The organism is Herbaspirillum sp. NPDC087042, from assembly GCF_044745245.1.
In the GTDB taxonomy this organism is placed as follows: domain Bacteria; phylum Pseudomonadota; class Gammaproteobacteria; order Burkholderiales; family Burkholderiaceae_D; genus Herbaspirillum.
Map to the genome: position 1 here is coordinate 548065 of NZ_JBIUZW010000001.1, position 25234 is coordinate 573298.

Genomic DNA, 25234 nt, shown 5'->3' on the forward strand with positions numbered 1-25234 from the left:
GAACAGAACCATGTGGAATTTCCATAACCCGGTCGCCGTCCACGCCGGCACCGGCAGCCTGGCCCGTCTCCCGGACCTGCTGGCTGGCCGCCGTGCGTTGCTGATCACCTTTCCTGACGCCGCCGCACTGGGGATGGAGCAGGCAGTGGCCGAGCTGCTCGGCACGCAGCTGGCCGGCATCGAAAATGCCGTGCATCCCAATCCCGACGTCGCCTGGCTGGAAGCCATGTACGAGCGCGTATGGCAGCAGCATGCCGACGTCCCCTGCATCGTCGCCCTGGGCGGCGGCAGCGTCATCGATTGCGCCAAGGCCATGCTGGCCCCCACACCCACCGGACGGTTCGCGCCTGTGCTCGGGCATCTGCGCGACGGCACCGACTTCGCGCCTGATCGCGCCCGCCTGAAGTCTCTGATTGCCCTGCCGACCACCGCCGGCACCGGCAGCGAAGTCACGCCCTGGGCCACGATCTGGGATGCGGCAGCCGGTCGCAAATATTCGCTGCACCAAGCCTGGACCTGGCCCGAGGCGGCCATCATCGATGCCGCGCTGATGCGCGATCTGCCCGTGGCGGCCACCCTGGCCAGCGGCCTGGATGCGCTCTCGCACGCCTTCGAATCGATCTGGAACGTGAACCGCAATCCGGTCTCCTCGACCCTGGCGGCGGCGGCGGCCCGCAGCATCCTGGCCACCCTGCCGCAACTGCTGCGCGCACCGCGCGACATCGCGTTGCGCGAGCAGATGGCACTGGCCGCGCTACAGGCCGGGCTGGCGTTTTCCAACACCCGTACCGCGCTGGCGCATTCGCTGTCCTACGACATCACGCTGCAGGCCGGTGTGGCCCACGGCATCGCCTGTTCATTCTCGCTGCCCCACGTCCTGCAACTGGCCCTGGGTTGCGATGCCAGCGTCGACGCCCTGCTGCTGCAGATCCTCGATGCCACGCATGGCGAACAGGCCGTGACGCGACTGAGCATTTTTCTGGAATCGCTGGGCGTGTCGACCGACCCGGCGCACTACGGACTGGCAGACAGTTGGGAGGCTCGCCTGCAACTTGCCTTGCAAGGCCCCCGTGGCCGCAATTTCATTGCCGCCGGCGTTGCGCCCATGGCCCCACGTTGAAGCAATTGACGCGATTGAACACCGCAATACCTCACCCAAGGAGAAATACCATGACCACCCCCACCGTACCAGGCCGCCCGCTGCAAGCCGTCATCTTCGACTGGGCTGGCACCCTGGTCGATTTCGGCTCGCTGGCGCCGACCCAGATCTTCGTGGATGCCTTCGATAGCTTCGGCATCGAGATCAGCCTGCAACAGGCGCGCGGTCCGATGGGACTGTCCAAGTGGCAGCATATCCGCGTGCTGCTGGACACCCCCGAGATCGCCGCCCAATGGCAGCGCCATGCCGGCCGCGCCGCCAGCGATGCCGATGTCGACGCCATCTATGCCCGCTTCATGCCCATGCAGATTGCCAAGGTAGGCCAGTACTCGCAAGCCATCGAAGGGGCCGTCGAGGTATTGGCCTGGTTGCGCGAGCAAGGCTTGAAGATCGGCTCCTGCTCGGGCTATCCGCGCCAGGTCCTCGATGTGCTGCTGCCCATGGCCGCGCAGGCCGGCATCGCCCCGGATCACGTGGTCGCCGGTGACGAACTGGCCGCCGGTGGCCGCCCCGGCCCCTACATGGCACTGGCCAACATGCTGGCTCTGAAGATCGACGATGTGGCTGGCTGCATCAAGGTCGACGATACCGTTCCCGGCATCGAGGAAGGCATACGGGCGGGGATGTGGAGCGTGGGAGTCTCGCTGTCGGGCAATGAAGTCGGACATACCCGCGCCGCGCTGGACTGCCTGCCCACCGCCGAGGTAGCACAGCTCAAGGCCCAGGCCGAAGCGCGCCTGCGCGGCGCCGGCGCCCACTATGTCATCGACTCGGTGGCCGACCTGCCGCAGGTGGTGAACCAGATCCGCGCACGGCTGGCTGCGGGCGAGCGTCCCTGAGCACGCCCGCCGTGCGCAGGCTAGGCGTCTGTTGCCCGGCTACGCCGCTTGCGCGGCGCAGCCTCGGCGGCGGGCGCCTTTCCGGCAGGGCTCTTGCGCGCTGCCGGCTTGGCAGCAGCCGGCTTGGTGGACACAGACTTGGTGGGCGCGGGCTTGGCGGGCGCGGGCTTGAGCGCTGCCTTCCTGCCGACAGCCTTCTTCGCCGGAACGGCCCTGGCCGGCTCCGTCAGCGCGGCCGGCACCCGCACGTCATCGGATTGCTCGCCGATGGCGCGCGTGAGCTTGCGCGCCAGGGCGATCACCTTGTCGGGATCGACGTCCAGCGTGCCGATCAGCAATTCGATGATTTCCGACCGTGGATTGGCCAGCGTCGGCTCGATCATCATCACCGCCGCCGACAAGGCCAGCGCACGCTCACGACTGGCCTTGTCGGGCAACATGGACTCCAGGGCATTGAGCGCCTCCACCGGTGCCACGGCAGTGATGCGCGCCTGTTCCTTCAACAGTTGCACCCAGTTGGTCTGCGGCGAGACGCTGGCATGCATGTTGGGTAGCTGCGCCAGCAGGCGCGCCAGGCGCAGGCTGCGGCGCTCGAACACGCCCACCGAGACCATGCCGGCGATGACGATGCGGCACACTGCCTCGGCAAAACCACCCTCTGCTATCCCGCCCAGCACGGCATCGCGGTAGTGTCCCAGCTCCTGCTGCGCCCAGCGGTGGGCGACGTCGGCGTCCGGTTCGCGCGGCGGCAGCCAGCTACCCAGGCCGCTGGGGCCGAATACCTGGCGCGTCATGCGCACCGTGCGGGCATCGCGCTGGTCGCGCCAGGCATTGAGTTCATCGGTGATCTTCTGCGCCATGCGGCGCTCGTACTGCTTCAGCGGATGCTCGGGGTCCAGTTGCACCCGTTCGGCGCGCGCCCGGGCGGCCTGCTGGCGAATGAAGGCAGCCGCCGGATGGGTGTCGGAGAACATCTGCCGCTGCATGCGCATGGGATTCATGCGCATCAGCAGGTTGGCCCCCTCGCGGGTCGCGCCCATGCGCACCCACGGACGCAGCCAGGTCTTGTAGAGCTGGGCGTTGAGCTGCGACCACTGGCTGATGGTCGAGAAGATCGCTTCTTCCTCGCGTCCCTCGGGGTTGAGCCGGCGCAGATCATCCATGGTCCGGTGCTCGTAGTGGACGGTGTAGTCACCCGGTTCCAGCTCATCCCAGCGCAGGCTCTGCTGACCATCCTTGCGGTCCAGCTTCATCTCGTAGAGGCCCGGCGGCAGGCTCTCGATCACATCCAGGGAGCTGACCAGCTGGTCGTGCTCCTTCAGGGCCACCGAGCCGCCCACGAAGATGCCCAGGTGACCCACGCTCTCGTGCAGCACGTAGATGATGGTGCGACCGGCCGCCGCGATGGCGCGCTCGTCGCCCCAGGTATCGATGATCCAGTTCAGCGCCTGCGGTGGCGGCGTGATGTTGTCGCCCCAGGACGCAAAGACCACGATGGGCGCGCTGATGTCGCGCAAGCTAACCAGCTTGCCCTTGACCTCCAGTTCACCCCGCGCCAGCTTGTTGCCCACGAACAGGTTCTCGGTGATGGACTCGATCTCGGCGCCGGTCATGCGGAAGAAACCGCCCCACCAGCGTTCGAACTCCAGGAAGCGCGGCGCCTCCTGGTCGACCCCGGCCCACAGGTTGTAGTACTTGTTCCAGAAGGTATTGGCCGGATTGAGCTTCTCGAAATTCTCGACCAGGTAGGCGCCGTCGAAGCGGTCCGCTCCCAGGTCGGCCGCCAGCGAGGCCAGCCAGGTGCCGCCCAGGGTGGCGCCGCTATAGCGCATCGGATTCAGGGTCGAGCTGCCGGCCCAGTAGGACGCCGGCGCCCCCACCATCATGAGCGGCCCGAACAGTTCTGGACGGACCGCGTCCAGCGTCATCATGGCCCAGCCAGCCTGGCAATTGCCGATCACCACCGGCTTGGCCTGGCATTGCGGATGGCGACGCATGACTTCCTCCAGGAAGCCGGCCTCGGCGTCCATCACCGTGGTGAGGGTCTGGCCATCCTCGGGTTCGGGACGGAAAGTGACGAAATAGACGGTGTGGCCCGCCTTCATGGCCATGCCCACCTCGGAATCGAACTTGAAGCCGCCGATGCCCGGCCCGTGGCCGGCGCGCGGATCGACCACCACCACCGGCCGCGCCGCCGGATCGACCGGCAGGCCGGGTGGCGGTTGCAGGCGCAACAGCGCATAGTTGCAGGGCGTGGGCAGGTCATGGCCATCGAGCACGACTTCGTGCTCGAACTTGAGCAGGGGCGGCGTGCCCTGCTCCAGGTGTTCCAGGTAATCGTTGCCCCGCTCCAGCAGGGTATCGAGGAACAGGAAGCTGCGTTGCACGCAATCCTGGAGATACAGCGGGAGGTCACCCCAGGGCGGGTTCTCCGGCATGGTAGCGGCACCATCGGCGCCGGACGGGTTGTGAGAGACGCTTGCAGACTTGTGACGACTGACCATGAAGACACTCCAGTGGCAAGGATGCTCTCATGATACGGAGAAAGAGGACGGCAAATCGTCAGATCTCTGCGACAATGGAACCGCAATTCGCGGTATTGAATGTGAAACCCGCCAAAAACCATTGCACGGAGGAATTTTCATGGAGCTCAAGAGCCTGGTTGACCAGCCTGGCAAATTGCCCACCGTCCCCAAGGTCGTACAGCAATTGATCGCCAGCTTCAATGTCGAGGATATTTCTTCGCATGAGATCGCGCTGCAGATCGCAGCCGATCCGGCGCTGACCGCCAAGGTACTGCGCCTGGCCAATTCGGCCTTCTTCCACGTCTCGCGCACCATCGGCACCGTCGACGACGCATTGCGCATGCTGGGCTTCGTCATGGTGCGCAACCTGGTGCTGGGCAATGGCATGGTGGCGGCCTTCAAGAACACCCGCGGCATGGATCTGCACCAGTTCTGGCGCCACACCCTCTATACAGCCGTGGCGGCGCGCTGGCTGGCCATGCGCGAGGGCAGCAGCGGCGAAGACAATGGCGATGCCGTCTTCACCGTCGGCATGATGCACGGCATTGGCCAGCTGCAACTGCATGCCGTGGCCGCTGCCACGGTGACGCCGCTGGACCGGCAGGTCAACGTGCTCGATGCCGACCGCGCCCGCCAGGAAAAACTGGCCTGGGGTTTCCACTACGGCGAGGTCTCGGCCGAACTGGCCGGCATCTGGCATTTCCCCGATACCCTGGTGAGCGCCTTGCGCTCGGTCCCCGATCCACTGGCCAGCAGCCGCCTGGAACGAGCCGCCGGCTGGGTCCACCTGGGAGCCTGGGCGGCCCGCGTCGACGTGCTGGCGCTTGACGACGACACCGCACTGGCCACCTACCCGACGGCGTTGGCAAAGAAGCTGGGCCTGGATCCCGCCTGGCGCCCGCTGCTGGTCAAGCATGATCCCGACAAGGCCGATCGCGCCATGCCGCTGTTCGGCGAACTGGCGGCCGGGCTTGATGCGATGCTGGAGTAAGCGCTCCTCAGGTCGCGCAGATACTGCAGCTATGCCCCTTGCAGTTGTGCAGCACACTGCTGCGCCCTGCCCCTGCATGCGTGCCGGGGCCGGTCGCTCCCTGCCCCGCCAGTTGCTCGGCACCATTGCGCGGCTGCCAGCGATGCCGGACCTGCAAGCCCACATGCCCACCGGTGAGCATGGGCGCAGCCGCGGTCATGGCCTTGCAATAAGGGCAGGCGGTCTCGCCGTGCAAGGCCTGCAAGGTGATCAGCCGCTCGAAGATGCCGTCGCAATGGCGGCAGCGAATGTCGTACAAGGGCATGTCCCCTCCTGAACCAATCCTGATTAAAAGACCCGGCCGGCGTGGCACCGACCGGGAACACAGCACATCACATCAAACCGTTAGGCCTTGCGCCCCCAGTAGGACTTGTCGTTCAACATACCCTTGGGCGTGATGTCCTGATCGAAGATCGAGGTCGGCAAGGCCACCGTGCAGGCGCAGTTGGGGATATCGACGATGCCGCCGATGCGCCCTTCCACCGGGGCGGCGGTGAGCAGCATGTAGGCCTGGCTGCCGGTGTAGCCGAAGTGGGTCAGGTAGTCGATGGCCTTCAGGCAGGCCTGGCGGTAGGCCACGGTGGCGTCGAGGTAGTAGTTCACGCCGTTTTCCACGCTGATGCCCTCGAAGGTCAGCCACTGCTCGTAATGCGGCTTGACGATGCTGGGCATGAAGATGGGCGAGGTGATGTTGTACTTGGCCATGCCGCCCTTGATGAGGTCGAAGCCGACGTGGCTCACGCCATCCATCTCGATGGCGCCGCAGAAGCCGATCTCGCCATCCCCCTGCGAGAAGTGCAGGTCGCCCATCGAAAAACCGGCACCCTTCACATAGACCGGGAAGAAGATACGTGTACCCGCCGACAAGTCCTTGATGTCGGTATTGCCGCCATGCTCGCGCGGCGGCACGGTGCGCGCAGCGACCTTGGCCATCTCGTCGAACTTGGCGCCGGTCAGTCCGCGCAAAACAGCAGTGGTCGGGTTGGGTGGCTGCGCCAGGCCCTTGGCAGCCAGCGGCGCTTCGCGGCGGTTCCATTCGGCCAGCAGGTCGTGCGAGGGCAGGCAGCCCATCAGGCCCGGGTGGGTCAGGCCGGCGATACGCACCCCGGGGATGTGACGCGAGGTGGCATACAGGCCCTTGAGGTCCCAGATGGCCTTGTCGGCCTCGGGAAAGTAATCGGCCAGGAAGCCACCGCCATTTTCCTTGGCGAACACGCCCGAGAAACCCACCGGGGTGACCGGCTTGATGTCCAGCAGGTCGATCACCAGCAGGTCGCCCGGCTCGGCGCCTTCGACGTGGAAAGGACCGGTGAGCGGGTGGGCGCGGGTCAGGTCGACGTTCTTGACATCGTCGACCTCATCGGTGTCCTTGATCTGGGCGTCCAGGAAGTCCAGCGATTCGATCAGGATGGATTCACCGGGCTTGACCGAGGCCAGGAAAGGCAGGTCCGGGTGCCAGCGGTTGTGGCCCAGTTCAGGCTGCTCTGCCAGCGGGACGCCGGGCTTGATCTTGAAGTGTTGCATGCGATCTCCTTGGTGGTGGGTGCGTGATGAGCGTGATGAGGACCTTGGCCCCCTGGCCTCAGGGCGCCGGCTCGGTCGGAATCCCCGGCATCGGACATTCAGGCGTGCCGGCGCTGTTACGGGTGAGCGCCTCGACCTGGGCGCGCGCGGCCTGCGGGTCATTGACCCAGGTGCGGTAGAAGTCGAAGGGACAGGCCGCCACGCCAGCGGGCGATTCACCCGAATTGATCTTGCCGGTATAGCCCCGGTGCAGCAGCTTGTAGAGGTGGTTCTGCGACTGCCAGTTGCGCCGCGCATCGCGGATGGCGCCGATGGACAGCTCGGCATACTGGATGCCCATCTCCTCGGTGCCGCATTCGCCCAGCGTGCGGCCATCGAAGCCGACGATGGCCGAGTGGCCGAAATAGGAATACACGCCGTCAAAGCCGGCCGCATTGGCCACCGCCACATAGACGTTGTTCATCCAGGCCATGGCCTTGGAGACCAGGATCTGCTGCTCCTTGGCCGGGTACATATAGCCCTGGCAGCGCACCACCAGTTCCGCCCCCTTCATGGCGCAGTCGCGCCAGATCTCCGGGTAGTTGCCGTCGTCGCAGATGATGAGGCTGACCTTCAAGCCCTTGGGGCCGTCGCAGACATAGGTGGTGTCCCCCGGATACCAGCCCTCGATGGGCGTCCAGGGCATGATCTTGCGGTACTTCTGCACGATCTCGCCCTGGTCGTTGATCAGGATGAGGGTGTTGTAGGGGACCTTGCGCGGATGCTCTTCATGGCGCTCACCGGTGAGCGAGAAGACACCCCAGACGCCGGCGATGCGGCAGGCCTCCGAGAAGATGGCGGTCTCCTCGCCCGGGATGGTGGCGGCGGTCTCGAACATCTCGGCCCGGTCATACATGATGCCGTGGGTCGAATACTCCGGGAACACCACCAGGTCCAGCCCCGGCAAGCCCTGCTTCATGCCCACCAGCATGGCGGCGATCTTCCTGGCGTTCTCCAGCACCTCGCCACGGGTATGCAGGCGCGGCATCTTGTAGTTGACCACGGCCACGCCGACGGCGTCCTTGCTGCTTGAAATGTCTCCATGTCGCATCGGTTTGCTCCTCTGAAAAGACGGTCCGGTCAGACCGACAGATACTTGCTGATGGTGGGCGCATCGACATTGGCACGCGTGTCCTCATAGACGAAGCGGCCCTTGTCGATCACCAGGAAGCGGTCGGCGATCTCCAGCGTGAAGCTCAACACCTGTTCCGAGACGATGATGGTCAGCGCGCGGATCTTGCGGATCTCCTTCAGGCTCCTGGCGATGTCCTTGATGATGGAAGGCTGGATGCCCTCGGTCGGCTCGTCCAGCAGCAGCACGCGCGGATTGGTGGCCAGCGCGCGGGCAATGGCCAGTTGCTGCTGCTGGCCGCCGGAGAGGTTGCCGCCCTTGCGGGTGCGCATGTCGTAGAGCACCGGGAAGAGCGAGTACAGCTCGTCCGGCACCTTGCCCCGGGCTGAGGCCGGCAGGCCGGTCTGGATGTTTTCCAGCACCGTCATGTGCGAGAACACCATGCGCCCCTGCGGTACATAGGCCACGCCGCGCTCGACGCGCTGGTGGCTTTCCAGGGCGCCCAGCTCGACGCCATCGATGCTGATGCTGCCACCGCGCAGCGGCAGGATGCCCATCAGGGTCTTGAACAGCGTGGTCTTGCCCATGCCGTTGCGGCCCATGACGGCGACGATTTCTTCCTTGGCCACCGACAGGTTGACGTCGTGGATGACCTTGCTCTGGCCGTAGCCGGAGGCGAGTTGAGAGACAGTGAACATGGCAGGCTCCGCGTGTGGATGGGGATCAGTAGACGAATTCAGTGACCGAGATAGACATCGATCACCTTGGGATCGGACTGCACCTTCTCCATGCTGCCTTCGGCCAGGATCTTGCCCTGGTGCAGCACGGTGACCTTGTGGGCGATGCTCTTGACGAAATCCATGTCGTGCTCGATCACCACCACCGACCGTCCCTGGCTGATGCGGCCCAGCAGTTGCGCCGTCTTTTCGCGCTCGGAGACGCTCATGCCGGCCACCGGTTCGTCCAGCATCAGCAGCTCGGGCTCCTGCATCAACAGCATGCCGATCTCCAGCCACTGCTTCTGGCCGTGCGAGAGCAGGTCGGCCTGGGTATGCAAGTGCTCGTCGAGGAAGATCTCGGCAGCCACCGCCTCTACCCGCGCCACCACGTCCGGCGAACGCTGGAAGGTCAGCGCGCCGAACACCTTGCGGCCACGCGGGAAGGACATCTCCAGGTTCTCGAATACGGAGAGGTTTTCGTAGATGGACGGCGTCTGGAACTTGCGCCCCACCCCCACCCGCACGATGGCGTGCTCGCTCATCCTGGTGAGTTCATGGTTGTTGAACTTGATGCTGCCCGAGGTGGCGCGGGTCTTGCCGCAGATCAGGTCCAGCACGGTGGTCTTGCCGGCGCCGTTGGGGCCGATCACCACGCGCACCTCGTTGCGCTGCACGTAGAGATTGAGCTTGTCCACGGCCTTGAAACCATCGAAGGACACGGTCAGGTCTTCGATGGCCAGGACCGGGTGGGCGTCGGACTCGAATCCGATGGGGTTCTCGCTCATTTGCTGGCCTCCAGGGTGGCGCCGGGCTCGATGCCCTCGCGCTTGGGTTCAGGGGGAGATGTGCGTACCGGTGTTCTGGCTGGCTCCGGAGGCGTGGCTGTGGCCGATGTCTTGGTCGCGCCACGCAGCTTGTCCATCAGGCGCTTGCCCTGGGTCTGCCAGAGACCGGCCAGGCCATTGGGGAAGTACATCACCACCGCGATGAAGAGGCCGCCCATCAGGAACAGCCACAGCTCGGGGAAGGTCTCGGAAAAATAGGTCTTGCCGAAGTTCACCAGCAAGGTGCCGTAGACTGCCCCCAGCAGCGACATGCGGCCACCCACGGCGGCGAAGATCACCATCTCGATGGACGGCACGATGCCCACGAAGGATGGCGACATGAAGCCCACTTGCAGCGTGAACATGGCGCCGCCGATGGCCGAGAACATGGCCGCCACGCAGTACACGAAGACCTTGAAGCTGGCCACGTCATAGCCGGAGAAACGCACCCGTTCCTCCTTGTCGCGCATGGCCACCAGCAGGCGCCCCAGCTTGGAGCCAAGCACGTAGCGGCCGAACAGGATGCAGCCGAACAGCAAGGCGGCGTTGACGAAGTACAGCACCAGCTTGGCGTGGTCGGTACGGATGTCCCAGCCCATCAGGGTCTTCAGGTCGGTGATGCCGTTGACGCCGCCGGTCAGGCCCTGCTGGCCGATGATGAGGATGGAGAGGATGGCGGCGATGGCCTGGGTGACGATGGAAAAATACACGTCCCCCACGCGCCGCTTGAACATCGCCAGGCCGATCAGCATGGCCAGCAGCGTGGGCACCACCAGCACCGCCAGCACCGTGAAGGCAAAGCTGTGGAAGGGCTCCCACATGGCCGGCAAGGCGGTGATCTGGTTCCAGTCCATGAAGTCGGGAATGCCCGGTGTGGACTGGATCTTGGTGCTGATGGGGTCGGAGGCTTCGAGCTTGAGGAACATGGCCATGCAATAGCCGCCCAGGCCGAAGAACACGCCCTGGCCGAGGCTCAGGATGCCGCCATAGCCCCAGCACAGCACCAGCCCGACCGCCACGAAGGCATAGGACAGGTACTTGCCCACCAGGTTGAGGCGGAACATGTCCAGCGTCAGCGGGAACACCACCAGCAACAGCGCCGCCATCACCAGCAGGCCCACCGCTCCGGAGCGCCCGCCCAACAGTTTTTCATAGGCTGCATTCATCATCGGACCTCGCACGGATTGTTGGATTGAGAGAAGCCGGCCATCACTTGCGCACCTTGGCCGCGAACAGGCCCTGCGGACGCAGCATCAGGATCAGGATCACCGCCGAAAGCGTAAGCACCTTGGCCATCGAACCGGTCAGGAAGAACTCCGCCGTGGACTGCGTCTGGGCGATCGAGAAGGCCGAGGCGATGGTGCCAATCAGGCTTTGCGCGCCGCCGAAGACCACCACCAGGAAGGTATCGACGATGTAGAGCGAACCGCTGGTGGGACCGGTGGAACCGATGGTGGTGAAGGCCGCGCCGGCCACCCCGGCCACGCCGCAACCGAGTGCGAAGGTGGTGCGGTCGACCTTGCGGGTATTGATGCCCACGGCCCCGCTCATGACCCGGTTCTGCATCGTGGCGCGCACCTGCAGGCCCCAGCGCGAACGGAACAGCAACACGAAGATGGACCCCGTCAGCAGCACCGTGATGCCCATCATGAAGAGACCATTGATGGGAATGTCGATGGCGTCGGTCGGCTTGAAGGAACCCATCAGCCAGTCCGGCAAGGTGGCGCTAACTTCCTTGGCGCCGAAGATGGAACGGAAGGTCTGCTGCATCGCCAGCGACAGGCCCCAGGTCGCCAGGAGCGTGTCGAGCGGACGCTTGTAGAGGCGGCTGATCAGCAGCAGCTCGGTCAGGTAGCCCACGCCATAGGCCACCGCGAAGGACAGCACGATGGCGCCGAAGAAATAGAACGGCTGCAGGGCCGGCGCATAGGTCGTGGTGAGGTGCGAGAGCAGGTAGGTGATGTAGGCGCCGATGGTGAGGAATTCACCGTGGGCCATGTTGATCACGCCCATCTGCCCGAAGATGATGGCCAGGCCCAGCGCCATCAGCAGCAGGACGCAGAACACCGAGAGGCCATTGAAGCCCTGCATGGCGAAGATGGCGCCGAATTCGGATAGAGAAACCATGTTGACTCCCCGGGGGCATAGAAGGATGAGGGGGCGGCGACGCCCGCATGTCACTACAGACGCCGCCGCTTTGCTGCACTGAAGGATGAAGCACGCGCCACTGCACACTTTGCATCGCAAAACCACACTCTCACCGTTCGGACTGAGTAGCGGCGCAAGCCGCGTATCGAAGGCGAAAGAACAGAGCGCTCCTTCGATACGGCCCTACGGGCCTACTCAGGACGAACGGGGATGCGATGATTCAGCGTCGTGACTACACCGTCTTACTGATAGCCCTTGGGGAAGGGATTGGGCTCGATCAGGTCGGACTCGTAGATGACCTTGAACTGGCCGTCCTTCTGGGCTTCGCCGATACGGGTCTTGCTCCACAGGTGGTGGTTCTCGTGGACCTTGACGTAGCCTTCCGGCGCGGTCTTGAGCTCGATGCCCGGGGAAGCGGCCACCACCTTGTCGACGTCGAAGCTGCCGGCCTTCTCCACCGCCGCCTTCCACAGCCAGGGACCGAGATAGGCGGCCTGGGTGACGTCGCCAATGACCGAATTGGCACCGAACTTGGCCTTGAACTCGGCCACGAATTTCTTGTTGTTGGCGTTGTCCAGGCTCTGGAAATACTTCATCGAGGCAAAGAAGCCTTCCACGTTCTCGCCGCCGATGCCCAGCATTTCATCCTCGGTCACCGAGATGGTCAGCAGGTTCTGGGTCTTGGCGGTGACGCCGGCGGCCTTGAGCTGCTTGTAGAAAGCCACGTTGGAGCCACCCACCACGTCGGCGAAGATGACGTCCGGTTTCTTCAGCTTGATCTTGTTGATCAGCGAGCCGAACTGGGTGTTGCCCAGCGGGTAGTATTCCTCGCCGACCACCGAGCCCTTGAGCACGTTCTCGATGTGCTTGCGGGCGATCTTGTTGGAGGTGCGCGGCCAGATGTAGTCCGAGCCGACCAGGAAGAAGGTCTTGGCCTTCTTTTCCTTGGCCACCCAGTTCAGGCCTGCCAGCACCTGTTGCGTCGCCTCCTGGCCGGTATAGAAGACGTTCTTGGATTGCTCCAGGCCTTCATAGAAGGTCGGGTAGTAGAGCAAGCCGTTGTCCTTCTCGAACACCGGCAGCACGGCCTTGCGCGAGGCCGAGGTCCAGCAGCCGAAGACGGCTGCCACGCGGTCGTTCTCCAGCAGCTTCTTGGCCTTCTCGGCGAAGGTCGGCCAGTCGCTGGCGCCGTCTTCCTGGATGATCTTGATCTTGCGCCCGAGGATGCCGCCCATGGCATTGATCTGGTCGATGGCCAGGCGCTCGGCCTGGATCGAACCGGTCTCGCTGATGGCCATGGTGCCGGTGGCCGAGTGCAGCTGGCCCACGGTGACTTCGGTATCGGTGATGGCCAGCTTGGTGGTATTGACCTTGGCGGTCGGATACTGCTGCGCCGAGGCCATGCCCGGCAGCGCCGCCGCAGCCGCGCCGGCGGCCAGGCCGATCAGGATCTTGCGGCGGGACGACGAGGGCGGACGGGAAGACGAGGGATGCGACATGCGGTACTCCTTTCGGGCGTTGTTGTTGGACTCGGTGAAGTGCATTCGTGGCTGCCTGCAGACCGGAGGAACGCAGGCACCGGCGGCATCGCCCGCTGTTGGCGTTGGCGCTGGCGGGCCTGTCGTTCTGGGACGGAGAATAGATTTCGCTGTGCGGCGCAACAATACGTTGTTTGACGTAACACCCGACGGGCCACCGCCCTGCCCGCCTGCACGCTTTTTGCCCGCCGCACGCCTGCTCTTGGTGCGCGCTTTGGCGCACTACTCCTCCCGGGCGGGATGCGCCGCCGGGAGCGGGTGCTGCTTCGTGGTGAATTCGCGCCGCATGAGAGGCGCGATATACGTCATTTGACGTATGCCCAGCGCGCCGCAATGGTTTGAAAATTGCTTGCAACAAAACACGACAGGTTCCGCAGGACGGCGCACTGACAAGGCGCTGACAAGGAATCGCCCCTTTTTCATCAACGCGAGCCACCGTGAGCCATCCCGCCACCCAACGCATCGTCAAGGTCCGCCGCGACTACAACACCTGGGTCGCCAACGAGACCCTGGAAGACTACGCGCTGCGCTATACGCCGCTGTCCTTCCGCCGCTGGTCCGAGTTCCGCCTGGCCAACACCGCCCTGGGCGCGACCTCCTTCCTGGCGCTGGAAGCCATCAGCGGCGCCATCACGCTGAGCTATGGCTTCACCAATGCCTTCTGGGCCATTGCCTGCGTGGTGCTGCTGTTCTTCGCCACCGGCCTGCCCATCAGCTACTACGCGGCGCGCTACGGCGTGGACATGGACCTGCTCACGCGTGGCGCCGGCTTCGGCTATATCGGCTCGACCATCACCTCGCTGATCTACGCCAGCTTTACCTTCATCTTCTTCGCGCTGGAAGCGGCCATCATGGCCCAGGCCATCGAGATCTATTTCGGCCTGCCGCTGGTGTATGGCTATGTGCTCTGCTCGCTCATCATCATTCCCATGGTGGCCTACGGCATCACCCTCATCAACCGCCTGCAGATGTGGACCCAGCCGCTGTGGCTGGTGCTGCTGGTCTTGCCCTATGCCTGTGTGCTCTACAAGGAGCCCGATGCGCTGTCCAACCTGATGAGTTTTGCCGGCCGCGCCGAGGAAGGCAGTTCCTTCAACCTGACCCTGTTCGGTGCGGCGGCCACGGTAGCCTTTTCGCTCATCGCCCAGGTCGGCGAGCAGGTCGACTTCCTGCGCTTCCTGCCCGAGAAGACCGCCGCCAACCGGGGCCGCTGGTGGACCGCCCTACTGCTGGCCGGCCCCGGCTGGATCCTGCTGGGCGGGGCCAAGATGCTGGGCGGCGCCCTGCTGGCCTTCCTCGCCATCCAGCATGAAGTGCCGATGGCGCGCGCGGTGGAGCCGACCCAGATGTACCTGGTCGGCTACCAGTACGTGTTCGGCAACCCGGCGCTGGCACTGGGGGCGGTGGTGCTGTTCGTGGTGGTGTCGCAGATCAAGATCAATGTCACCAATGCCTATGCCGGTTCGCTGGCCTGGTCCAATTTCTTTGCGCGCCTGACCCATAGCCACCCGGGCCGGGTGGTGTGGCTGGTCTTCAATGTGCTGATCGCGGTGCTGCTGATGGAACTGGGCGTGTTCAATGCGCTGGAACATGTGCTGGCGCTCTACAGCCTGGTGGCGATCTCTTGGATCGGCGCGGTGGTGGCCGACCTGGTCATCAACAAGCCGCTGCGCCTGAGCCCGGCCCATATCGAGTTCAAGCGCGCCCACCTCTATGACGTCAATCCGGTGGGCGTGGGATCGATGGCGGTGGCCACCCTGCTCTCCACCATCGCCATGTCAGGCGTGCTGGGCAAGACGGTGGCGGCAATGGCGCCCTTCATCGCACTGGGCACGGCCCTGCTATGCGCGCCGCTGATCGCCGTGGCCACCGGCAGCCGCTACTACATTGCCCGGCGCGACACCCTCTCCGAACAGGCCTACCGGCCACACACCCCGGGCCAGGCACGCGGCCTGCTCGACTGCGTCATCTGCGGCAATGCCTTCGAGACCCCCGACATGGCCCATTGCCCGGCCTACCAGGGCGCGATCTGTTCGCTGTGCTGTTCGCTGGATGCGCGCTGCAAGGACCGCTGCAAGACGCCACGCGCACGCCTGCCCAACCAGATCCTGCACACCCTGCGCCAGCTGGTGCCGGCGCGCTTCACGCTCAAGCTCAATACCCGCATCGGCCACTACCTGACCGTCTTCGGCCTGCTCGCGGGCGGCCTGGCGATCGTGTTGTGGATGCTGTACTTCCAGCAGATGGCCGACCTCTCCGGCGCCACGCTGGAGGCGCCGCAGTCGGTGCGTAGCGTGTTCGTCAAGCTGTTCTGCCTGTTGCTGGTGGTGGTGGGCGTGGGCGCCTGGTGGCTGGTGCTGACCAACGAAAGCCGCGCCGTCGCCCAGGAAGAATCGGAGCGCCAGACCAATCTGCTGCTGGCCGAGATCGAAGCCCACAAGCGCACCGACGCCGAACTGCAACGCGCCAAGGAGGCCGCCGAATCGGCCAACCTGGCCAAGAGCCGCTTCGTGGCCGGCATGAGCCATGAATTGCGCACGCCCCTGAACAGCATCCTCGGCTACGCCCAGATCCTGCAGGTGGACGCCACCATCCCGCCGGCCCGCAAGGATGCCATCGCCGTCATCCGCCGCAGCGGCGAGCACCTGTTGAGCCTGATCGATGGCTTGCTGGACATCGCCAAGATCGAGGCCGGCAAGATGCGCCTGGCCTCCGACGAACTGGCCCTGCCCGAATTCCTGGAACAGATCGTCGGCATGTTCGCGCCCCAGGCTGAACAGAAAGGCCTGCACTTCCATTTCGAACCCAGCGGCCGCCTGCCCGCCATCGTCCACGCTGATCAGAAGCGCCTGCGCCAGATCCTCATCAACCTGCTCGGCAATGCGGTCAAGTTCACCGACCGTGGCGGCGTCACGCTGAAGGTGCGCTATGCCCGCGAGATCGCCTGGTTCGACGTGATCGATACCGGCATCGGCATTGCCGACGAAGACCGGGAACGCATCTTCCTGCCCTTCGAGCGCAGCAGCGCCGCCAACCTGCGCGAAGACATCGGCACCGGCCTGGGGCTGGCCATCAGTCGCATGCTGACCCACATCATGGGGGGCGAACTGGCGGTGCAAAGCGTGGTGGGCAGCGGCAGCAGCTTCCATCTCAAGATCTACCTGCCCGAGGTCCACGTGCCACGCCCGCGCCTGCCGCTGGAAGACCAGATGTCGGGCTATACCGGCCCCTCGCGCCGCATCCTGGTGGTGGACGACCAGGCTTCGCAACGCCGTCTCCTGAAGGACATGCTCATGCCGCTGGGCTTCGTGGTCAGCGAAGCCGACAGCGGGCTGGCCTGCATGGAGCGACTCTCGCTGGAACTGCCCGACCTGGTCCTGCTGGACATCGCCATGCCGCAGATGGATGGCTGGTCGGTGGCCCGCGCCATCCGCGCGCGCGGGCTGATGCAGTTGCCCATCATCCTGGTCTCGGCCAATGCCTTCGAGAACCTGCATGAGCGCAACGAGCCGCCGCTGGTCAACGACTTCGTGGTCAAGCCGGTGGCCTACAACGAACTGCTCAACAAGATCCGCCTGCAACTGCAGCTGGACTGGGTCGCCACCCAGGAAAGTGCCGAACAAGCCGCACCAGCGGCGCAAGCGCTCATGCTGGTGCCGGCCCAGAACAAGCTGCGTGCCTTACTGGAGCTGGGCAGTATCGGCTATGCCAAGGAGATCCTGCGCCAGCTGGATGCCATGGAACGCCAGAATCCGGCCTACCTGCCCTTCACCACCGAACTGCGGCAACTGGTCAGGCAATTCCGCCTCAACGAATATGTCACCCGCATCAAGGAGCTGATCCGCCATGATCTCAACGACGTTCGATAGGCATGTCGTACTCATCGTCGATGACGTGCCCGACAACCTCGCCATGCTCTCCGATTCCCTCGACGAGAGCGGCCACATCGTGCTGGTGGCCACCGATGGCCTCTCGGCGCTAGAGCGGCTGGACCACGTCACGCCCGACCTGATCCTGCTGGACGCGATGATGCCCGGCATCGACGGCTTCGAGACCTGCCGGCGCATCAAGCTCAACAAGGACCTGAGCCATGTGCCAGTGGTGTTCATGACCGGCCTGTCGGAGACCGAACATGTGGTGCGCGGCTTCGAGGTCGGCGGCATCGACTACGTGACCAAGCCGATCCGCCCGCAGGAAGTGGTGGCGCGCATCGGCGCCCACATCCGCACGGCGCGCATGATGTCGCAGACGCGCGGCATGCTGGAGCAGGCCGCGCATGCGGTGATCGTGCTGGGCGGCAATGGCCTGCCCTTGTGGCAGACCCGCAAGGCCTCGCTCTGGCTGGAGAAATATTTCGGCCCGGCCGCACCGGCCAGCCACAAGCTGCCGGCCCCGCTGCATGACTGGCTCAAGGAACAACTGCTGCGTCAGCGCCAGGGTGGGAGCCTGGACAACGTACCACCGCTGGTGATCAGCGGCAGCGGCGGCGGCGGCGAATTGCGCATCAGCCTGGCCGGCCCGGGCCAGGGCCATGGCGTGAGCCTGCTGCTGGAAGAGAAAGCCACCGGCATGAGCGCCACCACGTCCGGTGAGGAATCGGCCGGCGTGCCGGTATCCCTGGAAGGGTTCCGCCTGACCCCGCGCGAGAACGACGTGCTGCTGTGGCTGGGCAAGGGCAAGACCAACCGTGACATCGCCGACATCCTCGGCATGAGCCCGCGCACGGTCAACAAGCACCTGGAGCATATCTTCGTGAAACTGGGGGTGGAGACGAGATCGGCGGCGGCGGTGCTGGCCAGCGGCGTGGCAGCGGGAGGCAACGTACAACTGCTGCAATGATGTTGCAGCACAGATAGTCGGGCACATTCGGGCAGTTTGCCCTATGCTTGCAACGGGCACTCACGCCCGTCATCACCGTCATTACCCAAGCAAGGAAATATCATGCCCAAGAAAGAGAAACTGGACCCGGAAACCGAAGCCCTGATCCAATGGTGTACCGAAGTCGAGCAATTCCTGGTCGCGGGCGGCGCCACGCTGCAACAAGCGCAGGAACACATCGAGGAAGAGGTCGAGTGGTTCACCGACCTGTACTACGATGGCCTGACCCCGGAAGAAGCCGCCAAGGAAGCCCTGGCCTGACACGCCACCCTTCTCCCCTCCATCATCCCGGCCCGCAGGCCGGGATTTTCATTTCTGGCCGGTCTGGGTAAAGCGCGTCGACAGTCCCTGCAAGGCCACATACAGGGGCCGGGTGGCCTCGGCCAGGCGCTCCAGGCTGGCTTCGCGCAGGGCATCCAGGTCCACCGTCGCGCCACCCTGCATGCCCGCCCAGGCCAGCAGCGCGCCGCAGGCTTGCGGGGTGTCGAACATGCCATGCAGGTAGCTGCCCAGGATCTGGCCGTCGTCCGAGTGTGCGCCCTCCCCGCGCCCTTCGATGACGAAGGCCGGGCGCGCCAGTGCCGCCCCCGACGAGACCCCCATGTGGATCTCGTAGCCACGCACGGCGGGCTGGTCGGCACTGAAGCTGCCATGGCCGCTGACCTGCAGCAGACGCTTTTCACGCGTGAGTTCGGTGCGCATGGCCAGCAGTCCCAGGCCCGCGCTGCTGCCGGGCCGGCCTTCCACGCCGTGCGGATCGTCCACCGCCTCACCCAGCATCTGGAAGCCGCCGCAGATGCCAATGAGCTTGCCGCCATAGCGCAGGTGGCGGGCGATGGCGGCATCCCAGCCATGCTGGCGCAGCCAGTCCAGGTCGCCACGGGTGTTCTTGCTGCCGGGCAGGATGATGAGGTCGGCTGGTGGCACCGGCTGGCCCGGCCCGACGAAACGCAGATCCACGCCGGGATGGGCGCGCAAGGCATCGAAATCGGTATGGTTGCTGATGCGCGGGAACACCGGCACCACCACGCGGAAATCCCCCTTGACGTCCTGCGTGGCGGCCACCGCATCCTCGGCATCCAGGTGCAGGCCATGCAGGTAGGGCAAGACCGCCAGCACCGGCTTGCCGGTGCGCTCCTCCAGCCAGTCCAGGCCGGGTTGCAGCAGGCTGATGTCGCCACGGAAGCGATTGATGACAAAACCGACCACGCGATCCCGCTCGCTCTGCGACAGGCAGTCCAGCGTGCCGGTCAGGTGGGCGAAGACGCCACCACGATCGATATCGGCCACGAGGATGACGGGGCAATCGACCGCCTCCGCAAAGCCCATGTTGGCAATGTCGCGTGCGCGCAGGTTGATCTCGGCCGGGCTGCCCGCGCCTTCCACCACCACGCAGGCATATTGCGCGCGCAAGCGCTGGTACGAGGCCAGCACGGCCTGCATGGCTTCGGTCTTGTAGCGATGGTAGTCGCGTGCATTCATGTCGGCGCGCACCTTGCCATGCACGATCACCTGCGCGCCGGTATCGCTGGAGGGCTTGAGCAGCACCGGGTTCATGTCGGTATGCGGGGCGATGCCGGCGGCCTGCGCCTGCAGGGCCTGGGCGCGGCCGATCTCGCCACCGTCGGCGGTGACCGCGCTGTTCAGCGCCATGTTCTGCGGCTTGAAAGGCGCGACCGGAATGCCATCCTTCTTCAGCAGGCGGCACAGGGCGGCGGCCAGCGTACTCTTGCCGGCGTCCGAGGTGGTGCCCTGGATCATCAGGGTATGGAAGGCAAACTCAGCCATGCGCCCTCCAGTGCGCCAATGCCGCGTCCAGCCGCTGCCAGCCCGCCTCATCGGGGGGCAGGCCGATGCGGATGCCGCCCGCGCCGCGTGTGAACAGGCGCACCCACACCCCCTGGCTGGCCAGGCTGGCGTGGAAGTCGGCTGCGCGTGTCTCGGGCCACCACTGGAACAGCGCGCTGCCTGACGCGGCGATGCCGTGCCGCTGCAACAGCGCATGCAGGCGCTCGCCATCGGCCAGCAGGCGGGTCAGCGTGCGGTCTTGCCAGTGGCGGTCACGCAAGGCTGCCGTACCGATCTGCTGGGCCGGCCCGCTGATGGTCCAGGGACCCAGCCAGTCGGCCAGTGCCTCCAGCAGTGCTGGCGCAGCTGCCACGAAGCCCAGGCGCAGGCCCGCCAGGCCGAAGAACTTGCCCACCGAACGCAGCACGATCAGTCCCGGCGCTGCACTGTGCGCGGCCACGCTCTGGGCGGCCAGGGTATCGCCAAAGGCTTCATCGACCACCAGCCAGCCGCCGCGTGCGGCCAGCTGTTGCGCCCAGCGCAGCAGTTGCGCCGGTGCCACCAGTGCCCCGGTGGGATTGTTGGGGTTGCACAGTACCAGCACCTCGCAGCGCTGGGCCTGCACCTCCTCGTCCAGCGCCGCATACGGCACTTCGCGTACCAGGTGGCCGGTGCGCTGCCAGCAATGGGCATGCTCGGCATAGATGGGGGCCGCCACGACCACCCGCGCGGGCCGGCCATCCTGGCGCAGGCGCAACTGTGGCAAGGCCTGGATGGCTGCCTGCGTGCCGGCCACGGCCAGCATGCGCTGCGCACCGTAGTAGTCGCAGGCCGCGCGTTCCAGTGCATCGGAGGGTTCTGGCAGGCGGTGCCAGGCATCCATGCCTGGCGCCGGCGCCGGATAGGCCAGCGGATTGATACCGGTCGACAGGTCCAGCCACGCGCTGCGCGGCCGCCCGTAGTGACGCGCGGCGTCGTTGAGATTGCCGCCATGTTCAAGCATGGAGTCCTCCCAGGCACAGCAAGGCAATGGCGCATACCACCGCCATCCAGAGCGCGGCGCTCATCGCCACCAGGCGCCAGGCACGCACGATGTCGGCGCCCTGCGGGGGATGGCCGCGCCCCAGCGGCGGGCGCTGCTCCACCTCGCCGTCATAGATGGCCGCGCCGCCCAGAGCCAACCCCAGCGCACCGGCGCCGGCCGCCATCACCGGTCCGGCATTGGGGCTGCTCCAGGCGGGGGCCTGTTCTTTCCAGCAGGCCAGGGCCAGCTGGCGCTGGCCCAGCCAGGCATAGGACAAGGCGGTCAGGCGGGCCGGGCACCAGTTCAGCGCATCGTCGATGCGCGCCGCCGCCCAGCCGAAATAGTAGAAGCGCTCATTGCGGTAACCCCACATGGCGTCGAGCGTATTGGACAGCCGGAACAGCAAGGCCCCCGGCCCGCCCGCCACTAGGAACCAGAACAGGGTGCCGAAGACGGCATCGTTGCCGTTCTCCAGCAAGGACTCCACACCGGCCTTGGCCAGTTCTTCCTCGCTGGATTGGCGGGTGTCGCGGCTGACGATATACGAGGTCAGGCGTCGCGCCGTCGCCAGATCCGCCACGGCCAGGGCGCGGGCGATCGGCAGGGTATGCTCGCGCAGACTGCGCAGGCCGATGCAGAAGTACAGCAAGCCCGCATGCAGCAAGGCGGCCAGCCACCAGGGCGACCATGCGATCACCCAGGCCGCCGCCAGCACGGCCGGCACCACTGCCAGCGTCCAGGCCAGTACGCCGCGCAGACGCAGGCCCGATGCACGATTGAGCGCTGCCTCGATGCGCTTGGCCAGGTTCCCGAAGCCGACCAGCGGATGCCATTGCCGCGCCTCACCCAGCATGAGATCGGTCGCGATACCCAGGGCCATCAACACGGCCAGCCAGGGCCAGGACAGGCCGCTCAGCATGCCGGCTCCTTGAAACTCAGGGGCAAGCCTGCCGCCACCCATTGCACGCGTTCGCAGATGGCGGCCACGGCCTGGTTCAGGCGCCCGGCCTCGTCGACGAACCAGCGCGAAATGGCCCCCTGCGGCACGATGCCCATGCCCACTTCATTGGAGACCAGGATCACCGTGCCGGATGCCTCCTGCAAGGCCGCCAGGAAGTCGGCACGTTGCTGCAGGAAGGCAGCCGGCGGATCGATCGGTCCCACTTCCGGAAACGCGATGCCCTCGGCAAAGAGCAGGTTGGCCAGCCACACCGTGAGGCAATCGACCAGCACCACGTTGCCGGCGCGACCGTGGGTGCGCAATGCCGCGCCCAGCGCCAGCGGTGCCTCCACCGTGCGCCATGCGCCGCCCAGATCGAGACGACGCTGCTGATGATGGGCGATGCGTTGCTGCATCTCGGCGTCGTCGCGCGCGGCACTGCGGCTGGCGGTGGCGATGTAGACGATCTCGCCGGCGCCCTCCTGCGCGGCCTGCAGGGCCAGTCGCTCGGCGTGGGCACTCTTGCCCGAACGGGCGCCGCCAAAGACCAGACTACGTACTGTGACCGGTGTGCTCATGCGCTTGCGCCCTCTCCGTCTGGCCAGTGATTTTCGAATACCAGTTCATCCAGTGCGCGGCGCGCGGCCCACTGCTGCTGCTCCAGCATCGGCTTGTCATAGAAAGCCGGCACATGGCCCAGGCACAGCACCGCCACCGGTTCGGCACCGTCCGGCATGCCCAGCAACTGTGCCAGCGCCACCGGATCGAACAGCGACACCCAGCCCATGCCCAAGCCTTCGGCGCGGGCGGCCAGCCACATGTTCTGGAGCGCACAGGCCAGCGAGGCCAGGTCCATCTGCGGCATGGTGCGGCGACCGAAGACGTGCGGCTCGCGCCGGTCCATCAAGGCGGCCACCAGCACTTCGCCGCAATCGAGGATGCCTTCGACCTTCAGGCGCATGAATTCGTCTTCGCGCTGGCCCAGTGCATGTGCGGTGGCGATGCGCTCCTGCTCGACCAGTGCGTGGATGCGTTGCCGCAGCGCGCGGTCGCTGATGCGCAGGAAGCGCCAGGGTTGCATGAAGCCCACGCTGGGGGCGTGGTGGGCCGCCTGCAGCAGCCGTTCCAGCATGGCCGGATCGACCGCGTCGGGCAGGAAATGGCGCATGTCACGGCGCTCGCGGATGGCGCGATAGAGCGCATCGATCTGCGCCTGCGGATAGCGGTGCGGCAACGCCTGGCTCATGCCTGTCCCCCTCCGAACAAGGCTGCCACCGTGCGCGGCGCCGAGCGGAAATAGGCGTGCAGATAGCTGGCCGTGACCTGGCCGCGACGATAGACCACCTCGCCCTCGGAAGAGTCGAACAGGCGCTCGCCCCGCCCCACGAAGGGCGCGCCGACCACCGCGCGCGAATAGTGGAAGGTGTGGCAGCGCAGGTGTTCGCCGACGGCGCCGGGCAGGTTCAGCGACAGGGTCTGGTAACCCAGGCCCTGCAGGCGCTTCTGCACCGTGGCCTGGCCCGGCAGGATGCCGCACATGCGTCCGCTTTCGCCATCCTGGCCGACGATGGTCTCCAGTAGGAACAGCATGCCACCGCACTCCGCATAGAGCGCCCGGCCGGCATCGGCATGGGCGCGCAGGTCGGACTGGATGCGCTGCGCGGCTTGCAGCCGCGCCAGGTAGAGCTCGGGGTAGCCGCCCGGCAGCCACACGGCGTCACAAGCCGGCAAGGCCTCGTCGGCCAGCGGCGAGAAGAACACCACGCGCGCGCCCATCTGCTGCAACAGCTCGATATTGGCGGTGTAGATGAAGGAGAACGCCAGGTCGCGCGCCACGGCAATCGTGCGGCCCTCCAGCAGGCGCGCAAAGGCGCGTTCGGGTGGCGGCGCGCCAAACTCCACCGCTACCGGCAGGTTGGCTAGCGCGGTACTGGCCATGCGCTCGGCCACGGCATCCAGGCGCGCGTCGAGATCGGCGATCTCGGGGGCGGCCACCAGGCCCAGGTGGCGCTCCGGCAGGGCGAACTGCATGTCGCGCTGCAGCCCCGTCAGGAGCGGCACGGACGGACGGGCGTTGGCCAGGCCCTGGCGCAGCATCTGCGCATGGCGCGGACTGGCTACGCCATTGGCCAGCACGCCGGCAAATTTCAGTTCGGGACGATAGGCCATCAGGCCCTGCGCCAGCGCCCCCACCGTCTGGCCCATGCCGCGTGCATTGATCACGGCGATCACGGGGATGCCCAGCAACTGCGCCAGGTCGGCGCTGCTGGGTTCACCGTCGTAAAGACCCATGACGCCCTCCACCAGCAGCACGTCGGACTGGCTGGCGGCCAGGGCGACCTGGCGGCGGCAATGGTCTTCGCCGCCCATCCACAGGTCCAGGTTGGTCACCGGCTGGCCGCTGGCCTGTTCCAGCACCAGCGGATCGAGGAAGTCGGGGCCGGTCTTGAATACCCGCACGCGCTTGCCCTGGCGCCGGTACATGCGCGCCAGCGCGGCGGTGATGGTGGTCTTGCCGTGGCCCGAGGCAGGCGCCGAGATGAACAGCGCCGGACAGGCGTTGCGGGGGGCATCCATCAGAATTCCACGCCTTTCTGTGCCTTCACGCCCTGCTCCTTGTAGGGATGCTTGAGCGCTCGCATCTCGCTGACCAGGTCGGCCTGTTCGATCAGCGCTTCCGGCGCATGGCGACCGGTGACGACGATGTGCAGCATCTCGCGGCGGCCGGCAAAGGTGCGCAAGACCGCCTCCAGGTCGAGGTACTGGTACTTCAGCACGATGTTGAGTTCGTCCAGGATCACCATGTCGTAGGAGGGATCGTTGATCATCCGTACCGCCTCGGCCCAGCCGCGCGCGGCGGTGCGCATGTCGGCCTCGCGGTCCTGGGTGTCCCAGGTATAGCCTTCGCCGACGACGTGGAAGTCGCATTGGGCGTGGCCGCCCAGGAAATCACGCTCGGCACTGTAGAGCGCGCCCTTGATGAACTGCACCACGCCCAGCTTCATGCCGTGGCCGAGGATGCGCATGCCCATGCCGAAGGCGGCACTGGACTTGCCCTTGCCGTTGCCGGTATTGACGATCAGGAGACCCTTTTCCTGTTGCGCGGCAGCCTTCTTCTTTTCGAAGCCTTCCTTGTGACGCTGGGTCATGCGCTTGTGCGATTCGGGATCGGTTTTCACGGTTCGGT

22 protein-coding genes are annotated in these 25234 nt (G+C 65.8%); 6 read left to right on the plus strand and 16 right to left on the minus strand.

The window, feature by feature from the left end; translation table 11 throughout:
- Nucleotides 1-10: 10 nt before the first annotated feature.
- Both psrA and phnX read left to right on the plus strand, forming a co-directional pair.
- A complete protein-coding gene (psrA, locus tag ACIPHN_RS02450) occupies nt 11-1120 on the plus strand; it encodes an iron-containing alcohol dehydrogenase PsrA (protein WP_400432207.1) in 1110 nt (369 codons plus the stop codon).
- Between the two features lie 50 nt (nt 1121-1170).
- Entirely contained in the window at nt 1171-1998 is an 828-nt protein-coding gene (gene phnX, locus ACIPHN_RS02455) for a phosphonoacetaldehyde hydrolase (RefSeq protein ID WP_400432210.1), read from the plus strand.
- A gap of 20 nt (nt 1999-2018) precedes the next feature.
- Here phnX and ACIPHN_RS02460 read toward each other — a convergent pair whose 3' ends face one another.
- Nucleotides 2019-4502, minus strand: coding sequence for a DUF3141 domain-containing protein (locus tag ACIPHN_RS02460; RefSeq protein ID WP_400432212.1), 2484 nt, complete (start codon nt 4500-4502; stop codon nt 2019-2021).
- Nucleotides 4503-4641: 139 nt separating this feature from the next.
- Between ACIPHN_RS02460 and ACIPHN_RS02465 the strand changes: the two genes are divergently transcribed.
- Entirely contained in the window at nt 4642-5514 is an 873-nt protein-coding gene (locus tag ACIPHN_RS02465) for an HDOD domain-containing protein (protein ID WP_400432215.1), read from the plus strand.
- Nucleotides 5515-5521: 7 nt separating this feature from the next.
- On the opposite strand, the gene ACIPHN_RS02470 is transcribed toward ACIPHN_RS02465, so the two are convergent.
- From ACIPHN_RS02470 to urtA, 8 genes are all read right to left on the minus strand, one after another.
- Complete coding sequence (locus ACIPHN_RS02470; RefSeq protein ID WP_400432218.1) at nt 5522-5818, minus strand: FmdB family zinc ribbon protein; 297 nt, start codon at nt 5816-5818, stop codon at nt 5522-5524.
- 80 nt (nt 5819-5898) lie between these two features.
- Nucleotides 5899-7077: a formamidase gene (fmdA, locus tag ACIPHN_RS02475; RefSeq protein ID WP_400432220.1), complete on the minus strand. Its 1179-nt coding sequence runs from the start codon at nt 7075-7077 to the stop codon at nt 5899-5901.
- Between the two features lie 58 nt (nt 7078-7135).
- Nucleotides 7136-8167: an aliphatic amidase gene (locus tag ACIPHN_RS02480; RefSeq protein WP_400432223.1), complete on the minus strand. Its 1032-nt coding sequence runs from the start codon at nt 8165-8167 to the stop codon at nt 7136-7138.
- Nucleotides 8168-8196: 29 nt separating this feature from the next.
- A complete protein-coding gene (gene urtE, locus ACIPHN_RS02485) occupies nt 8197-8886 on the minus strand; it encodes an urea ABC transporter ATP-binding subunit UrtE (protein ID WP_400432226.1) in 690 nt (229 codons plus the stop codon).
- Between the two features lie 38 nt (nt 8887-8924).
- Nucleotides 8925-9692, minus strand: a complete 768-nt coding sequence (gene urtD / locus ACIPHN_RS02490) for an urea ABC transporter ATP-binding protein UrtD (RefSeq protein WP_400432229.1) — start codon at nt 9690-9692, stop codon at nt 8925-8927.
- Nucleotides 9689-10897 (minus strand): urea ABC transporter permease subunit UrtC, encoded by a 1209-nt coding sequence (urtC, locus tag ACIPHN_RS02495; protein ID WP_400433163.1) that lies wholly within the window; start codon nt 10895-10897, stop codon nt 9689-9691. The genes urtD and urtC overlap by 4 nt, the downstream gene beginning before the upstream one ends.
- Nucleotides 10898-10940: 43 nt before the next feature.
- On the minus strand, nt 10941-11858 hold the full coding sequence (urtB, locus tag ACIPHN_RS02500; RefSeq protein ID WP_400432232.1) for an urea ABC transporter permease subunit UrtB: 918 nt from the start codon (nt 11856-11858) through the stop codon (nt 10941-10943).
- A 263-nt stretch (nt 11859-12121) separates the two neighbouring features.
- The gene (urtA, locus tag ACIPHN_RS02505) at nt 12122-13378 is read right to left on the minus strand and encodes an urea ABC transporter substrate-binding protein (RefSeq protein WP_400432235.1); all 1257 of its coding nucleotides are present in this window, start codon (nt 13376-13378) and stop codon (nt 12122-12124) included.
- Nucleotides 13379-13854: 476 nt separating this feature from the next.
- Between urtA and ACIPHN_RS02510 the strand changes: the two genes are divergently transcribed.
- The 3 genes from ACIPHN_RS02510 (at nt 13855) to ACIPHN_RS02520 (ending at nt 18556) form a co-directional block, all read left to right on the plus strand.
- Nucleotides 13855-17286, plus strand: a complete 3432-nt coding sequence (locus tag ACIPHN_RS02510) for an ATP-binding protein (protein ID WP_400432238.1) — start codon at nt 13855-13857, stop codon at nt 17284-17286.
- Nucleotides 17264-18256 carry a response regulator gene (locus ACIPHN_RS02515; RefSeq protein ID WP_400432241.1) on the plus strand — a complete coding sequence of 331 codons (993 nt, stop codon included), beginning with the start codon at nt 17264-17266 and terminating at the stop codon, nt 18254-18256. The genes ACIPHN_RS02510 and ACIPHN_RS02515 overlap by 23 nt, the downstream gene beginning before the upstream one ends.
- 102 nt (nt 18257-18358) lie before the next feature.
- Entirely contained in the window at nt 18359-18556 is a 198-nt protein-coding gene (locus tag ACIPHN_RS02520; RefSeq protein WP_400432244.1) for a hypothetical protein, read from the plus strand.
- Between the two features lie 48 nt (nt 18557-18604).
- On the opposite strand, the gene ACIPHN_RS02525 is transcribed toward ACIPHN_RS02520, so the two are convergent.
- Genes ACIPHN_RS02525 through cobO form a run of 7 tightly spaced genes read right to left on the minus strand, consistent with a single transcriptional unit; the run spans nt 18605 to nt 25226 of the window.
- Complete coding sequence (locus ACIPHN_RS02525; RefSeq protein ID WP_400432246.1) at nt 18605-20083, minus strand: cobyric acid synthase; 1479 nt, start codon at nt 20081-20083, stop codon at nt 18605-18607.
- The gene (gene cobD / locus ACIPHN_RS02530) at nt 20076-21086 is read right to left on the minus strand and encodes a threonine-phosphate decarboxylase CobD (protein WP_400432248.1); all 1011 of its coding nucleotides are present in this window, start codon (nt 21084-21086) and stop codon (nt 20076-20078) included. Before cobD ends, ACIPHN_RS02525 begins: the two co-directional genes overlap by 8 nt.
- On the minus strand, nt 21079-22026 hold the full coding sequence (gene cbiB, locus ACIPHN_RS02535; protein WP_400432251.1) for an adenosylcobinamide-phosphate synthase CbiB: 948 nt from the start codon (nt 22024-22026) through the stop codon (nt 21079-21081). Before cbiB ends, cobD begins: the two co-directional genes overlap by 8 nt.
- A complete protein-coding gene (cobU, locus tag ACIPHN_RS02540; RefSeq protein WP_400432254.1) occupies nt 22020-22625 on the minus strand; it encodes a bifunctional adenosylcobinamide kinase/adenosylcobinamide-phosphate guanylyltransferase in 606 nt (201 codons plus the stop codon). Before cobU ends, cbiB begins: the two co-directional genes overlap by 7 nt.
- Nucleotides 22622-23293 carry a 5,6-dimethylbenzimidazole synthase gene (gene bluB, locus ACIPHN_RS02545; protein WP_400432257.1) on the minus strand — a complete coding sequence of 224 codons (672 nt, stop codon included), beginning with the start codon at nt 23291-23293 and terminating at the stop codon, nt 22622-22624. Before bluB ends, cobU begins: the two co-directional genes overlap by 4 nt.
- On the minus strand, nt 23290-24624 hold the full coding sequence (locus ACIPHN_RS02550; protein ID WP_400432260.1) for a cobyrinate a,c-diamide synthase: 1335 nt from the start codon (nt 24622-24624) through the stop codon (nt 23290-23292). Before ACIPHN_RS02550 ends, bluB begins: the two co-directional genes overlap by 4 nt.
- Nucleotides 24624-25226, minus strand: coding sequence for a cob(I)yrinic acid a,c-diamide adenosyltransferase (gene cobO / locus ACIPHN_RS02555; RefSeq protein ID WP_400432262.1), 603 nt, complete (start codon nt 25224-25226; stop codon nt 24624-24626). The genes ACIPHN_RS02550 and cobO overlap by 1 nt, the downstream gene beginning before the upstream one ends.
- Nucleotides 25227-25234: the final 8 nt, after the last annotated feature.

Coding starts and splice junctions, on each gene's coding strand:
- psrA (WP_400432207.1), top strand. CDS start 11: ATGTGGAATTTCCATAACCCGGTCGCCGTCCACGCCGGCACCGGCAGC.
- phnX (WP_400432210.1), top strand. CDS start 1,171: ATGACCACCCCCACCGTACCAGGCCGCCCGCTGCAAGCCGTCATCTTC.
- ACIPHN_RS02460 (WP_400432212.1), bottom strand. CDS start 4,502: ATGGTCAGTCGTCACAAGTCTGCAAGCGTCTCTCACAACCCGTCCGGC.
- ACIPHN_RS02465 (WP_400432215.1), top strand. CDS start 4,642: ATGGAGCTCAAGAGCCTGGTTGACCAGCCTGGCAAATTGCCCACCGTC.
- ACIPHN_RS02470 (WP_400432218.1), bottom strand. CDS start 5,818: ATGCCCTTGTACGACATTCGCTGCCGCCATTGCGACGGCATCTTCGAG.
- fmdA (WP_400432220.1), bottom strand. CDS start 7,077: ATGCAACACTTCAAGATCAAGCCCGGCGTCCCGCTGGCAGAGCAGCCT.
- ACIPHN_RS02480 (WP_400432223.1), bottom strand. CDS start 8,167: ATGCGACATGGAGACATTTCAAGCAGCAAGGACGCCGTCGGCGTGGCC.
- urtE (WP_400432226.1), bottom strand. CDS start 8,886: ATGTTCACTGTCTCTCAACTCGCCTCCGGCTACGGCCAGAGCAAGGTC.
- urtD (WP_400432229.1), bottom strand. CDS start 9,692: ATGAGCGAGAACCCCATCGGATTCGAGTCCGACGCCCACCCGGTCCTG.
- urtC (WP_400433163.1), bottom strand. CDS start 10,897: ATGAATGCAGCCTATGAAAAACTGTTGGGCGGGCGCTCCGGAGCGGTG.
- urtB (WP_400432232.1), bottom strand. CDS start 11,858: ATGGTTTCTCTATCCGAATTCGGCGCCATCTTCGCCATGCAGGGCTTC.
- urtA (WP_400432235.1), bottom strand. CDS start 13,378: ATGTCGCATCCCTCGTCTTCCCGTCCGCCCTCGTCGTCCCGCCGCAAG.
- ACIPHN_RS02515 (WP_400432241.1), top strand. CDS start 17,264: ATGATCTCAACGACGTTCGATAGGCATGTCGTACTCATCGTCGATGAC.
- ACIPHN_RS02520 (WP_400432244.1), top strand. CDS start 18,359: ATGCCCAAGAAAGAGAAACTGGACCCGGAAACCGAAGCCCTGATCCAA.
- ACIPHN_RS02525 (WP_400432246.1), bottom strand. CDS start 20,083: ATGGCTGAGTTTGCCTTCCATACCCTGATGATCCAGGGCACCACCTCG.
- cobD (WP_400432248.1), bottom strand. CDS start 21,086: ATGCTTGAACATGGCGGCAATCTCAACGACGCCGCGCGTCACTACGGG.
- cbiB (WP_400432251.1), bottom strand. CDS start 22,026: ATGCTGAGCGGCCTGTCCTGGCCCTGGCTGGCCGTGTTGATGGCCCTG.
- cobU (WP_400432254.1), bottom strand. CDS start 22,625: ATGAGCACACCGGTCACAGTACGTAGTCTGGTCTTTGGCGGCGCCCGT.
- bluB (WP_400432257.1), bottom strand. CDS start 23,293: ATGAGCCAGGCGTTGCCGCACCGCTATCCGCAGGCGCAGATCGATGCG.
- ACIPHN_RS02550 (WP_400432260.1), bottom strand. CDS start 24,624: ATGGATGCCCCCCGCAACGCCTGTCCGGCGCTGTTCATCTCGGCGCCT.